The sequence below is a fragment of the Polynucleobacter aenigmaticus genome, assembly GCF_002206635.1.
GTDB lineage: Bacteria > Pseudomonadota > Gammaproteobacteria > Burkholderiales > Burkholderiaceae > Polynucleobacter > Polynucleobacter aenigmaticus.
The window spans coordinates 122,770-136,629 of sequence record NZ_NGUO01000010.1; the positions used below are offsets into that span (position 1 = coordinate 122,770).

General features: G+C 45.1%; 12 protein-coding genes, 2 tRNA genes and 1 riboswitch. Of the genes, 10 read left to right on the forward strand and 4 right to left on the reverse strand.

The window, feature by feature from the left end:
- Position 1: 1 nt before the first annotated feature.
- The 8 genes from CBI30_RS07265 to CBI30_RS07300 all read left to right on the forward strand — a co-directional run bounded on the left by CBI30_RS07265 (position 2) and on the right by CBI30_RS07300 (position 7,932).
- Complete coding sequence (locus CBI30_RS07265; protein WP_088527637.1) at positions 2 to 1,234, forward strand: MFS transporter; 1,233 nt, start codon at positions 2 to 4, stop codon at positions 1,232 to 1,234.
- Between the two features lie 259 nt (positions 1,235 to 1,493).
- Positions 1,494 to 1,568 (forward strand) — tRNA-Arg (locus tag CBI30_RS07270).
- Between the two features lie 215 nt (positions 1,569 to 1,783).
- Positions 1,784 to 2,623 carry an NUDIX hydrolase gene (locus CBI30_RS07275; RefSeq protein WP_088527638.1) on the forward strand — a complete coding sequence of 280 codons (840 nt, stop codon included), beginning with the start codon at positions 1,784 to 1,786 and terminating at the stop codon, positions 2,621 to 2,623.
- A 73-nt stretch (positions 2,624 to 2,696) separates the two neighbouring features.
- A riboswitch (TPP riboswitch) is annotated at positions 2,697 to 2,803 on the forward strand.
- Positions 2,804 to 2,843: 40 nt separating this feature from the next.
- On the forward strand, positions 2,844 to 4,784 hold the full coding sequence (gene thiC / locus CBI30_RS07280) for a phosphomethylpyrimidine synthase ThiC (RefSeq protein WP_088527639.1): 1,941 nt from the start codon (positions 2,844 to 2,846) through the stop codon (positions 4,782 to 4,784).
- Positions 4,785 to 4,817: 33 nt separating this feature from the next.
- The gene (locus CBI30_RS07285; protein ID WP_088527640.1) at positions 4,818 to 5,969 is read left to right on the forward strand and encodes an FAD-dependent oxidoreductase; all 1,152 of its coding nucleotides are present in this window, start codon (positions 4,818 to 4,820) and stop codon (positions 5,967 to 5,969) included.
- Positions 5,960 to 6,157, forward strand: a complete 198-nt coding sequence (thiS, locus tag CBI30_RS07290; RefSeq protein WP_088527641.1) for a sulfur carrier protein ThiS — start codon at positions 5,960 to 5,962, stop codon at positions 6,155 to 6,157. Before CBI30_RS07285 ends, thiS begins: the two co-directional genes overlap by 10 nt.
- Positions 6,158 to 6,174: 17 nt before the next feature.
- Positions 6,175 to 6,993, forward strand: coding sequence for a thiazole synthase (locus CBI30_RS07295; protein WP_088527642.1), 819 nt, complete (start codon positions 6,175 to 6,177; stop codon positions 6,991 to 6,993).
- A 12-nt stretch (positions 6,994 to 7,005) separates the two neighbouring features.
- A complete protein-coding gene (locus CBI30_RS07300; protein WP_088527643.1) occupies positions 7,006 to 7,932 on the forward strand; it encodes a thiamine phosphate synthase in 927 nt (308 codons plus the stop codon).
- Here the strand turns inward: CBI30_RS07300 and thiD are convergent.
- Positions 7,929 to 8,813: a bifunctional hydroxymethylpyrimidine kinase/phosphomethylpyrimidine kinase gene (gene thiD, locus CBI30_RS07305; protein WP_088527644.1), complete on the reverse strand. Its 885-nt coding sequence runs from the start codon at positions 8,811 to 8,813 to the stop codon at positions 7,929 to 7,931. The genes CBI30_RS07300 and thiD overlap by 4 nt on opposite strands.
- 21 nt (positions 8,814 to 8,834) lie before the next feature.
- On the opposite strand from thiD, the gene CBI30_RS07310 reads away from it, so the two are divergent.
- Both CBI30_RS07310 and CBI30_RS07315 read left to right on the forward strand, forming a co-directional pair.
- Positions 8,835 to 8,910: transfer RNA gene (locus CBI30_RS07310), tRNA-Asn, on the forward strand.
- A 383-nt stretch (positions 8,911 to 9,293) separates the two neighbouring features.
- The gene (locus CBI30_RS07315; RefSeq protein ID WP_088527645.1) at positions 9,294 to 9,581 is read left to right on the forward strand and encodes a hypothetical protein; all 288 of its coding nucleotides are present in this window, start codon (positions 9,294 to 9,296) and stop codon (positions 9,579 to 9,581) included.
- Here CBI30_RS07315 and CBI30_RS07320 read toward each other — a convergent pair.
- The 3 genes from CBI30_RS07320 to CBI30_RS07330 all read right to left on the reverse strand — a co-directional run.
- Positions 9,553 to 10,041: a GIY-YIG nuclease family protein gene (locus tag CBI30_RS07320; RefSeq protein WP_143744369.1), complete on the reverse strand. Its 489-nt coding sequence runs from the start codon at positions 10,039 to 10,041 to the stop codon at positions 9,553 to 9,555. The two genes, CBI30_RS07315 and CBI30_RS07320, sit on opposite strands and share 29 nt — an antisense overlap.
- A gap of 514 nt (positions 10,042 to 10,555) precedes the next feature.
- The gene (locus CBI30_RS07325) at positions 10,556 to 11,938 is read right to left on the reverse strand and encodes an autotransporter outer membrane beta-barrel domain-containing protein (protein ID WP_161492280.1); all 1,383 of its coding nucleotides are present in this window, start codon (positions 11,936 to 11,938) and stop codon (positions 10,556 to 10,558) included.
- A 914-nt stretch (positions 11,939 to 12,852) separates the two neighbouring features.
- A partial coding sequence (locus CBI30_RS07330; RefSeq protein ID WP_206075601.1) for an HD-GYP domain-containing protein occupies positions 12,853 to 13,860 on the reverse strand: 1,008 nt, incomplete at its 5' end.

The window sequence follows — 13,860 nt, forward strand, 5'->3', positions numbered from 1 at the left end:
AATGTCATTTAGTAAGTCAAGCGAAAAGTTAACACTTCAGCAAGTGCTGATTTTTGGCGGCTTGATGGTCACTTTCTCCATGGGTATACGCCATGGATTCGGGCTCTTTAATCTTCCAATCACTTCAGCCAATGGCTGGGGCCGTGAAACATTTGCACTAACGATTGCATTGCAGAATTTAATTTGGGGTGTAGTTCAACCCATCACTGGGGCATTAGCCGATCGTTATGGCTCACTCAAAATTATGGTGGCTGGCGGCGTGCTCTATGCACTCGGTTTAGCAGGGATGGCACTCTCTACAGATGCATTGAACTTCACCCTGACAGGTGGATTGCTGATTGGTCTTGCGCAAACTGCAACCACCTATAGTGTGGTCTACGGAATATTGGGTCGCAACGTTGCCGCAGAAAAACGAGTCTGGGCAATGGGTATTGCAGCAGCAGCTGGATCATTTGGGCAATTTCTAATGATTCCGGTTGAGCAAGGCCTGCTGAGTAACTTTGGCGCCAATGATGCGCTCTTGATATTGGCGCTGATGGCTAGCCTGATGATTCCAATTGCATTTATGTTGCGTGAGCCCGTCATCACCAATGCTCACCCAGGTAATAATCAAACAATTAAAGAAGCATTAAAAGAGGCCATGGGCAATCCCAGTTTTAGGCTTCTGACTTTGGGTTATTTTGTTTGTGGATTTCAGGTGGTATTCATTGCAGTGCATTTAGCGCCTTACCTCAAAGATTTATCAACGATTTATCCAAGTGTTGGTGCACCTGTTGTAGCTACCACGGCACTCGCTTTGATTGGACTCTTTAATATATTTGGCACCTATAGTGCCGGAATGCTTGGTCAACACTTTCCGAAGCGCTATCTACTATCAGGCATCTATATCTTTAGGTCAATCGCTATCATGGGCTTCATCTGGCTACCGCTTAGCCCTGCTACCACCTATATCTTCGCAGCAATTATGGGCTTCTTGTGGCTTTCCACAATCCCCCTAACCAATGCGATTGTGGCGCAGATCTTTGGCGTTAAATACCTATCCATGCTCTCTGGATTGGTTTTCTTCTCACACCAGTTAGGTAGCTTCTGTGGCGCCTATTTTGGCGGTTACTTATTTGACCGTACCGGCTCTTACCTCATTGTTTGGAATATCGCCATTGCCTTAGGCTTCTTTGCTTTCCTAGTCAACCTTCCCGTTAAAGAGCGAGCCATTCATCGCGCCGTGACCGCCTAATATGTTTGATACAACGCAAAATAAATCGTTACTAAAAGTACTAATATATTTTTTGGTGTCACTCGTACTGGGGCTGATTTTTACTGCATACTTCGCGCCTGAGACGATGATTGCTATAACAAATCAAGTTTGGGCAATGTGTGGCTGGTAGATTACATTGCGTGCAGATACGTTGATAATGATTCGCTCATAACATTATTTTTGTTATTGATTGAGATTTCGTAGTATTTATTTTTTAGAGTTTATTTTTCTAACTCTTCTCGCCGTAGCACAATGGATAGTGCACATGCCTCCTAAGCGTGGGATACAGGTTCGATTCCTGTCGGCGGGACCACTTCAAAATAAAAAACTTATCCACAGCTTTTGTGGATAAATCCCCAAAAGTTTTCGTAAGTCGTAGATTTGTATAGAGTGACCTAGCTTGCTTAAATTATGGGCATCCGCCTTTGGCAAAAAATTACAAAAAAGATCTGTTGACAATTTAAATCCGCTTATAGTTTTTTAGACCAATTTTTTGGTATTTTTTTTCATTTCTCTTACACTATGAGCATGCATAAGCTCACCACCAGTACCATCGCCGCCCTAGAGGAGATGCTCCAAAACACCGCGAGATCTGAGCCCGGGGATTTCTTACCCATTCAGTTTTTAGGTGGGATACAGGCTGGGCAGGTCATTGGGCATCTAAACCCGGATTTTGTACCCTACCTACAGGAATCCTTACTAAAAAATCCGATTCCTTATGTAGAAATGGATCATGATCGGCTAACTATTTACAACGCTAAACCCTTAATTTTGTCAGGTAGCCTAGCTAAATTGGCCGACCGCATGCATCAGGGCGGTTTTATTCCTGGCTGGAGGAATGAAGATTTCGCCTGGATTGACCAAAATGGTCATGAATACTTCCGTTTAGAGCGCTCTGCGTTCAGAACATTTGGCTTTCGTAGCATGGCAACCCATATCAACGGCTATACCAAGGCCGGTAATCTCTGGCTAGGACGTCGTAGCGAGACCAAAGCCACCGATCCCGGCAGGCTGGATAACATCGCCGCCGGCGGTATTGGAGCTGATGAGACCCCTTGGGTAAATGCCCGACGCGAACTCTGGGAAGAAGCGGGTGTTCCACCCCAAATTTCCGATCAAATCGAGCCTATAGGCCGTATTCACATGCGCCGCCCCGTACTAGGGCGAGGTTTTCATGATGAACAACTGTATGTCTACGATTTGGAGCTTGCTGAGAACTTTTTTCCCACGAATCATGACGGGGAAGTCAGTGGCTTTATTGAAATACCGCTTTCAGAGGCCGCAGCCCGCATTTTGGCCGATGAATTTACCAGTGATGCTGCCTTTGTGACGGCGGATTTCATTTTGCGCAATACCAAAGCCATTTAAGTCTGGCCCAGTTAGTTGGTGACTTGATTTTAGTCATCCAACTCAAAGCCAATTCGTGGTTAAATTAGCCTTAAGGATGAAACAGGGGTGCCCTCTAGTGATTTTTGCTAAGAGGCGCTGAGAAAGACCCTATAACCCGATCCAGGTAATGCTGGCGTGGGGAGTTTTCCATCAGACCGTCACCCGGTTTCGTCCATCTAATTTAAGTCAGGAGATGGATATGAGCGATACCCAGAATAAAACTAAACATGAGATTCCAAGCTTAAAGAGCTTAGAGCAAGACTTCGGTCAAAAATTTGCCTATCCCGCATCCACTAAAACCTATTTAGAGGGTTCTCGCTCGGACATCAAAGCGCCGATTCGGATGATTGAGCAACTCTCGACCCGCGTTGGCGAAGAGATGGTGGCAAATCCACCCATTCCAGTTTATGACACCTCCGGTCCTTACAGTGATCCAGACATTCTGATCAATCTTGAAAAAGGTTTGCCTTTATTGCGCAAAAACTGGATTGAAGAGCGTGGTGATACTGAGCAGTTAGCTGGCCCTTCTTCTGAGTACGGTGTTGCTCGATCAATTGATGAGGCAACACAAAGTTTACGTTTTGCTCACATCAATCCTCCGCGCGTTGCTAAATCAGGCAATAACGTGAGTCAGATGTATTACGCCCGCCAAGGGATCGTGACCCCTGAGATGGAATACGTTGCTTTGCGTGAATCCATGGGCCTAGAGCAATTGCGTAAGAACCCAGAATACAAACAATTGCTCAAGCAACATCCAGGCAAGAGTTACGGCGCCAATCTTCCAGAAATCGTTACAGGTGAATTTGTTCGCTCTGAAATCGCCGCAGGTCGCGCGATAATTCCAGCCAACATTAATCACCCAGAGTTAGAGCCAATGATTATTGGTCGTAACTTCCGTGTCAAGATTAACGGCAACCTCGGTAACTCTGCTGTCACGTCCTCAATCAATGAGGAAGTGGAAAAAATGGTGTGGTCGATTCGCTGGGGTGCAGATACCATCATGGATCTTTCCACTGGCAAGCATATTCATGAAACTCGTGAGTGGATTATTCGCAACTCTCCAGTACCAATCGGTACCGTTCCAATTTATCAAGCCTTAGATAAAACTGGCGGAATCGCCGAAGATCTCACTTGGGAAATGTTCCGCGATACCTTGGTGGAGCAAGCTGAGCAAGGTGTTGACTACTTCACCATTCATGCTGGCGTATTACTTCGCTATGTACCTTTAACGGCTGAGCGCCTTACTGGTATCGTCTCTCGTGGCGGCTCTATTATGGCCAAGTGGTGCTTGGCTCATCACAAAGAAAATTTCCTCTACACAAAGTTTGATGAGATTTGCGAACTCATGAAAGCGTATGACGTGTCATTTAGTTTGGGCGATGGTTTGCGTCCTGGTTGTATTGCTGACTCCAATGATGCCGCCCAGTTTGGTGAACTCCACACCCTTGGTGAACTAACTGCCAAAGCGTGGAAACATGATGTGCAGGTCATGATCGAAGGTCCTGGTCACGTACCAATGCAGCGCATTGAAGAAAACATGACTGAAGAGTTAAAGCATTGCTTAGAAGCCCCCTTCTATACCCTTGGACCATTAATCACAGACATTGCTCCTGGTTATGACCACATCACCAGCGGTATCGGTGCTGCACAAATCGGTTGGTACGGCACAGCCATGCTTTGCTATGTCACACCAAAAGAGCATTTAGGTTTGCCTGACAAGGAAGATGTCCGTACCGGCATCATCACCTACAAGATTGCAGCCCATGGTGCAGACTTGGCTAAAGGTTTACCGGGCGCTCAAGTGCGCGATAACGCTTTATCTAAAGCGCGTTTCGAGTTCCGCTGGGAAGACCAATTTAATCTTGGCCTAGACCCTGAGCGTGCTCGTGAATATCACGATGCGACCTTGCCTGCAGAAGGTGCGAAGATTGCGCATTTTTGCTCCATGTGTGGACCAAAGTTCTGCTCAATGAAGATCACTCAAGAAGTACGAGATTACGCGGCGACATTAGATGCGGATGGAAATCCAAAAGTAGCAAAGGTCATTCCAATTGTGAGTGAATCTTCGACAGATCCTGAAAAGGGCATGGAAGAAATGTCAGCAGAATTCCGTAAGCGCGGTAGTGAAATCTATCAATAAGAAAAATGTGAACTCTAAAAGTTATTGGTTGAGATGAGCAATTCTTTCGCAAACGGCAAATATGCCATCGTTGGCGCCGGCCTTATAGGTCGGTTGCTAGCGGTTGCGCTTGCCAAGCGTGGAGCCCAAGTGGAGTTATTTGAAAAAGGTGGCTCCGACGCATTAGAATCCCCCGCTCGAATCGCTGCAGCTATGTTGGCGCCACTCGCTGAATCTGCCATCACCGAAGACAATGTTGTACGCATGGGACTTCACAGCTTGCCACGTTGGAAGCAACTCATTAGCGAATTGGCTAAACCGGTTTATTTTCAGCAGGATGGCACTCTGATTTTGTGGCATCGCCAAGATACCAGTGATGCGGAACGATTTGCATCTCACTTAGAGGGTAATTGCGATCGCAATAAGGCCTTATCTAGACCATTACATTTGGATAGCAAGTCTCTTGCAGAAATCGAGCCCGGTGTTGCCGATCGATTTGCTCAAGGACTGTATCTTCCCAATGAAGGTCAGCTAGATAATCGTCAACTCCTTGAAGCCCTGTTAGTTGAATTGACCTTAATGAAGGTGAATTGCCATTGGCATCAGGCAGTCGACCCCGAAGAACTTCGTACGAATCAGCAGTTTGATTGGGTGATTGATTGCCGTGGTTTAGGTGCCAAAGACGCCTGGAAGAATGCTGCCATTTCTTCCAAGGATTTGCGCGGAGTCCGTGGCGAAGTCATTCGTCTGCATGCGCCTGAAGTGAAACTGCGTCGCCCTACTCGCTTGATTCATCCACGCTATCCGATTTATATTGCACCGAAAGAGGATGATGTATATGTAGTTGGCGCCACCGAGATTGAATCTGAAGATCTCTCCCCAATGAGCCTTCGCTCCGCCATGGAATTACTCAGTGCGATTTATACCGTGCATAGCGGCTTTGCTGAAGCGCGCATTTTGGAGATGGCTACACAGTGCCGCCCAACCCTAAAAGACAATCTACCCGAGATTTATGTTGATCAATCCTCAGGCAAAACTGGGCTGATGATGATTAATGGACTGTATCGTCATGGCTTCATGATCTCACCCGCAATTTTAGATTGCGCATTGGAACTCATTAGCACCGGTTGCAGTGACACTGCAAAAGATTTAGGCTTATCGGTGAATATGCATTTAGCAACACATGAGGACACCACATGCGCGTAATCGTCAACCAAATTGAGATGCAAGTTCCTGAAAACAGCAGCATTGATGATGTGCTACTACTGATTAATGCAAAGCCACCCTTTGCTGTTGCGATTAATTATGAATTTGTTCCCAAGACCAGGCATGCAGAAGAAGTTTTGCATGAAGGCGATGAGATGGAAGTCATAGAACCAGTTACCGGCGGTTAATTTAGCAATTATTCAATATGACCGCTCCATTACCAAATACTTTAAATACTGCCGACCCATTGGTGTTGTATGGCGAGACTTTTGCTAGCCGCCTATTGCTGGGAACATCACGCTACCCATCCCCTCAGGTTTTAGAGAATGCCGTAAAGCAATCCAACCCCGGCATGATTACTGTTAGCTTACGCAGGCAAGGCACCTCGACTGCAGAAGCACACTCGGGATTTTGGGATCTCCTTAAGAAAATGGCGGTCCCCGTTTTACCTAATACCGCTGGCTGTCATAGTCCACAAGAGGTCATTGCAACTGCACAGATGGCTCGGGAAGTATTTGAAACCAGTTGGATTAAGTTAGAGCTGATTGGGGATGATTACACCTTGCAGCCCGATACTTTGCGTTTGGTTTCAACAGCGGAAACTTTGATTAAAGATGGTTTTAAAGTATTGCCTTATTGCACTGAGGATCTCATCTTATGTCAGCGTTTGGTTGATGTAGGATGCCAAGCAGTAATGCCTTGGGCTGCCCCAATTGGAACAGGCCAGGGACCACTCAATCCTTATGCTTTGAAGCTTCTACGTGATCGCTTAAAGGTGCCGCTTTTAGTCGATGCGGGCTTAGGTCTGCCTTCACATGCTTGCAGCGTAATGGAATGGGGCTTTGACGGTGTCTTGCTCAATACTGCGGTTGCACTGGCTGATGATCCAGTTGCCATGGCAACAGCTTTTGCTATGGCAGTAGATGCTGGTCGCACTGCATATCTTTCTGGCGCCATGAAAGCCCAACAGTCTGCTCAAGCCAGCACCCCGCTGGTTGGCACTCCATTTTGGCATCAGAGCTAGAGAAAAATATCCATGAGCTTAGTACGCGATCTTTCTGACCAAATTGTTGCTGCCCACAGCAATGATGATTTATGCCTTCCGATTCCGGCCTACAGTATGGCGTCACCGCCACCAAAAATCGATAATGAACATGCGTCAGACCATTACGAATTAGCAGGTATGGTTGCGGCCATCACCATGGGATTTATTGAGAAGGATGCAAATACCTTAGGAAAAGCATGGGCCCGCATGGTGCATCAAGATGGTGGCTTTAATCCTTTTAAGTGGCCATCTAGACCAGAGCATTTTGATTTGCTCCCCTGGACTCGTAATATGAATCCCAATGCATTTGCAGAGTGTCCTAAGCGTTTGGGCTTATATGCCGTAATGCCGGATGCTAACTGGGTAAAGCGCATGGTTGAGGCCGAAGTGCCCACCGTACAACTACGCCTCAAGTCTGAAGATAAAAAATTGATTCGCAAACAGATCGTGGAATCTGTTGAGGCGGTCAAAGGTAGCAAGACCTTGCTGTTTATTAATGATTTTTGGCAGGAGGCAATTGAGGCCGGGGCATACGGTGTTCACCTGGGGCAAGAAGATTTAGAGACGGCAGATCTAGATGCCATTCGCTCTGAAGGTCTACGTCTAGGTTTAAGTACCCACGGCTATGCAGAGATGGTGTACGCAGATCGCTTTTGCCCTAGCTATATCGCCATGGGCGCTGTGTTTCCAACGAATCTAAAAAAAATGGCTACTGCACCTCAAGGCTTAGGGCGTCTCTATAAATACGCCAAGCTCATGAGTCAATACCCCCTAGTTGCTATTGGCGGTATTGATGAGAGCAGTATTCATGCGGTGGCACAAAGTGGGGTTGGCTCAGTAGCAGTGGTGAGGGCCATCAGTGGAGCAAGCGATCCGAAGGCTGAGGTTAAGCGCCTACAAGAGTTGATGAAAACTTAATACTTACCTTCTTCTTCCGGCAATGCAGTGGGATAAAAATCATGCATATGCCACAAAGGTCCCGGGCCTTCACCGATACTCAAGAAACGCCCCGCCTCCAATCCTGCCTCTACATAAGAAATTGCTTTCGCAACTGCATGTGGAAGATCATGACCATCAGCCAAATATATTGCAATTGCTGAGGATAATGAACAACCAGTGCCATGAGTATTGGCAGTCTTCACGCGATAGTGTTTAAATTCTTTTGATAGGACAACTTCGAGGTCATCCTCGATAGTGCGCCACATCAGAAAATCTGTCAGCTGAGTATGGGTTGCATCGAGATGGCCACCCTTAATCAACACTGCTTGCGGACCCATGTCGAGCAATTCTTGAGCTGCTGCCTTGAAATCCTCGGGGCCTGATAATTCTCGACCTAACAGCAAGGAAGCCTCCTCTAAATTAGGGGTCACTAAAGTGGCCATTGGAAATAAATCTTGAATAATGGCTTGGGCAGTGTCATCGCCCCCAAGGCTGGCACCAGATGTCGCTCTTAAGACTGGATCCAGGACAATTCTTTTGACCCCATGGCGCTTGAGAGCTGAAGCAACCGTACGGACAATTTCTGGACTGGCCAACATACCGATTTTGACAATGTCCGCCCCAATGTCTAAAAATATGGCGTCAATCTGGGCTTCGACAACATCAAGATCGATATCCTGAATCCGGCTGACCCCTAAAGTGTTCTGGGCAGTAATGGCGGTAATGACCGACATCCCATATCCACCAAGGGCTGTAATTACTTTAAGGTCCGCCTGAACACCTGCACCACCGCCACTATCGGACCCGGCAATGGTCAATACTTTAGGGATCTGCACAGAACTTGGAGTAGATGATTTCATCTTGCTATAATATCGGCTTATTCCTCGATAGCTCAGTTGGTAGAGCGCCGGACTGTTAATCCGTAGGTCCCTGGTTCGAGCCCAGGTCGAGGAGCCAAACACTATAAGCCCTGCAAGTTAATTCTTGCGGGGCTTTTTAGTTTAAAGGTGGGCTTTATTAGGCGATTGCCTAATATTATTCAAATTGGGGATTGCCGATTTTGCAGTGAAGTTGAAAACAACGGGTTAGCCGATACAGAATCAAGGAAATAGTCTTAGTTATGAATAGCCCTTTTGAACAACAGGGAGCATCCCAAACAACTGGGGTTAGCCATATTAATTATGGTGATGGGATCACAATTGTTTGCGGGTCTGGTTGCCGCTGCAAGAGTTCTGAGGATGGAATATCAAGTCTTAAACCAAGTCTATGGGTAAGATTACTTAAAAGAATAAGAAACCCCTTGCATAGAAGCTTGGATAGTCGGCTTAAAGATTAACTCTATGAAAAATAAAGCACCCTTGGGTGATGTGCAATACCTTGGAAAGATAGCTTCCAAAACATTCAAGCAGATAGCGCAAGAGCGACTGCTGAAGGATCAGGTTATTCCAGCCCCAGAGTTAGCGAAACGAAAACAAGAGGAGTTAGATAGGGCTAATGCCTTTACAAGGGCCGCTCTAGATGAGGAATTTGTTAATCGGACAGAGAAATCCGTTTCGCCTAACTGCCCCACTCCTATTGGACAGAGAGTTGGGGTGATTACTAGAGAGCCTTACGAGGAGCAGCCTTAATTTTTAACCTATTCCTTCTTAAAAATTTTCTTTTTTCAATTAGTTCCGACTTATTTAATTCTAATTTTTTATCACGTATAACGCGCAAGCTCCCTGCAGCTCCAGTCCAATCATCTATAAGCCAATGACTCAAAACAGTATCACTATTAGTCTTACAAAATCGTATAGCTGTTTCTAAACACTCTTCAAATCCTTTTATTCTAAAGAATTCCCGACCATATTCTTGCATTCTGTATTTTCTGGAGGTGAAATGCATAAGGCCCTCCACAGCAGATTTTTGACAACACGGTATTTGAATAAAGAACGAATTTTCAAGGTCGGGTTCACCGTTGCTTGATCGCAAACGCATATAGTTCCAATGGGGATTCACGGTTTGACCAATCTTAAAACATTTTATTTCTGGAAAATATAGAAAATAAATCATAGCAAATTTACACCGCTGACAAACATCTCTTTTCATCTTAGATTCAACCCTAGTGTTATTAATCGAGCGACGATAACATGTGATTAGTGCTGACCTGGCCTGAAAAATAAGGTGTAAAATAAATTAGTTATTAAAATTAGAATGTTATGTTAGCAACAGTCACAAAAGGTTTACATCTACTGAACACCTAAAAATTTTTGCTATATTTTTCCATATTAGTGATAATTTTATTTTCTATACAAAATAAATTTCCTCAAGCTAACACCCCACTCTCTTCATATACATATTGTGCAGCTCAACTGAATAACTTTATAGATTGTCGGAATTACGTTGAGATGTATAGGTCAAACCAAAGCCCTTAGGCAAAAAAGAATCACCAAGTAAGTCCAGCGCATTCACCTAAGACTTCACAAGGGCAGCCAACAGTTCTTAAGCGGACATTCCCCTGACCCTAATGTGGGGGTCGCAAGTCAACCCGAAGCAGCCCCTCGCAAGCAAGAAAAAAACCCGCTCAAAGGCGGGCCTAGTATCGAGGGCTGAATTACTAGCCTTATAAACCAATCGTATAAGTAGCCATTACCGTAGTTGTGGAAACTGCTTGATATGCTTCTTGGCGATAAATACCAGTAACGGCTAAACGTTGATTTTTGACGATGTCATAGTAAGCGCCCAATGTTGCAGTAGGTCTGGTCTTAACTGGATTAGCATTAAAGTTTACTGGGGTTAATCCTGAGATGCCGGAGTTTGTTCCAGAGTAAGAACCATTTGCCGTATTGGTATCGGTTTCTACACCAGCACTGGCAAAGGTGGTGACTGCTGGGATGACTTGATAACTAGCCCCTACTCCAGCTAATGCTGTGGTGGCGTTAGTATTGAGCGCACTGTAAGTAAGTGGTGCAGTCACGGAGGCTGAAGTACCTTCGGTATAGCCACCCATATTATTTTGGCTATAACGCACTCCGACATATGGGGAAACAATCAGATTGTCCATAATGCCAAAGCCATACTTAGCAGTTGCTTGGACACCTTGGCTATTTAAGGTGGAGGATCCTGAACCTGCTTCCGAGGCAGTAACGCCAGAACCGACAGCAGAGCGATTAACTGTTGTATTCTTTTGGCCATAGGCAGCCGATACCTTCACTTCCGTACCTGTGGCGTCAAGGTTTTCATTCCAAGCTCCAAACAAACCAATGAGTGGAGTGTTATTACCTAAGTTCACTGTGTTACCAGCTTGATTCACCGATAAGTTCTGATCGGCATACGCACCAACACGAACCGAGGGTAGTACACGGTATGAAGCAATCAATAAAGCACTGGTGTTGTTAAATCCGTTAGCAGCTGATACTGCAGTATTGCGACCACCAGCAGAGATGCAGATGTTATTCACATCAAATAAGCTGCAATCGTAAGTAAAGCTGTTGGCTAAGACTGAGTTCTGCAAGGTATAGGCACCTTGCAGTGCTTGAGCGGTATTGGCTAAAGATTGTTGGGTATCGGCAGTGGAAGGGCCTGGAGGGGGTGGAGATCCGAATATCAAATCCCAAACGGTGGAACTTCCTGACTCTAGAGTTAAAGCCCAGCTATAACCTCCATATGCTCCAGATCTATTGGTAACCTGACTAGCAGTAACACCACTCAATACACCCACATAGACATGATTATTGCTTGCTATTGATCCAGTATAAATTCCGAAAGCGGTACCGGTACTTCCGCTTACGCTGGTAACGGCTAACTGACCAAAACTGCTGGTGCTATTGATGATGATGTTGTAGTTAGTGGGAAGATAACCGCTGTAGGTTAATTGAGTTGAAACACCACCTCCTTGGGCATTGTTTAGAGTGGTAATTGCGCTCCTATTCGATAAATTTACAAAACCAGAAGCTGATTTGATTGTCCCCGTATTTGTTAAGGTAGCAATTATCCAATTATCCACTCCAATTCCTGTACCAGAGCTTATCGTACCGGAATTGGTTAATGTTTCAATGGTTGAACCGTTTCCGAACCCATAATTACCACTGGCACCAATAGTTCCGGAGTTTGTTAATGTTGTGAGGGTTGATTCGTTGTAAAACCCATAATTACCATTAGCACTAATAGTTCCGGAGTTTGTTAATGCTGTAAGGGTTGAACCATTTCTAAGCCCATAATTACCATTAGCACTAATAGTTCCGGAGTTTGTTAATGACTGGATGCCGGTATTGCTGAAAACTCCATTATTAGAACTTGTAGTGATAAGACCTTTATTTACCAGGCTGGACCCATAAGAGGTAATTGTTAGCGCTGTAGAACTGGATGTAATAGAGCCACCAGACTCAACAGTGAGCAGTGACCCCGTTGAAAAAGTGCAGGGCCCTGTAACCGAAGATATGATTGGGTTGTCGGCACAGCTTCCCGCTAAAATATTGTGAGACAGCAATAAACTTATTGTTAAAAAACAGAATAATAGGAATAGCCTTGCCTTACTGAAACTAATTCCTGGGGATGCATTGGATACGTTAACAAAATAAGAGAGATTCATTTTTTAGCCTAAAGGCAATACTAAGAAGCGTGTGACAAGATTAAAGTCTTAACATGCGTGAGAATAAAACGAGGTTTAATTTACTTTAAGAATTAACATGGATTCACAACTTAGAGTTGTGAATCCATAATAAAGAAATAGAAATAATGAGTAGCCCATGGAAAGGGCTGGGGAATATGATTAACGGAATAAAAAAATAATTCCCGCTTTGGGTAACTAAGAAACTTTTTAGATAGCCTCCTGCATACCCATTATTGACCGGATTGAGCTGTTAAAGCCAAAGACTTTCTATTCGTTCAATTCGATCAGAAGAGAACAATTAGCAGTGCCTAAGCATCATGATACTGTTGAGCAATTTGATGAATACTATCCAGTGCTGCAATAAAAGCATTAACAATTACCGGATCGAACTTAGTGCCGCGCATGGAAATAATCTCTTGAACTGCCTGATCGTGAGTCCATTGCTCTTTATAGACCCGCTTACTAATTAAGGCATCGTATACATCAGCAATCGACATAATTCGGGCAGCCAGCGGAATGGCATTCCCCACTAGGCCACGAGGATAGCCTGTACCATCCCAATTTTCATGATGCCCACCAGCGATCTCAATGGCTGTACTAATTACTGTTTTCTTACACTCAAATTTCAAATTAGAGGCAGATAGAACAGATTCACCTATAGTGGTGTGAGTCTTCATTGTGGCCCACTCCTCCTCATCTAACTTGTGGGATTTTAGCAATATGGAATCTGGAATTCCTATCTTACCAATATCGTGTAGTGGTGCCGCCCTGAAGAGTAAATCAATCTTTTTCTCAGTGATTTCATCTGAATATTTACCCATTATTAGTAACTGAGTAGCGATAACCTTCACATAATGCTGGGTTCTAATGACATGGTTCCCCGTTTCGTTATCCCGTGCTAGCGAGAGCGCCTTTAGGCAGGAAAGCATTAGATCTTCGGTTAGGGATATATTTTTAATACTTGCCTCGAGCTCTCCTGCCCGTTTGGCTTTCTCTTCACCTTCAAAGAGGAGTTCTGTATTGGCAATCACTAGTTCAGCGGCACGCGCTGCTTTGTCTTCATTAGCAATCACGAGCTCTCCTGCCCGTTTGGCTTTCTCTTCACCTTCAAAGAGGAGTTCTGTATTGGCAATCACTAGTTCAGCGGCACGCGCTGCTTTGTCTTCATTAGCAATCACGAGCTCTCCTGCCCGTTTGGCTTTCTCTTCACCTTCAAAGAGGAGTTCTGTATTGGCAATCACTAGTTCAGCGGCACGCGCTGCTTTGTCTTCATTAGCAATCACGAGCTCTCCTGCCCGTTTGGCTTTCTCTTCACC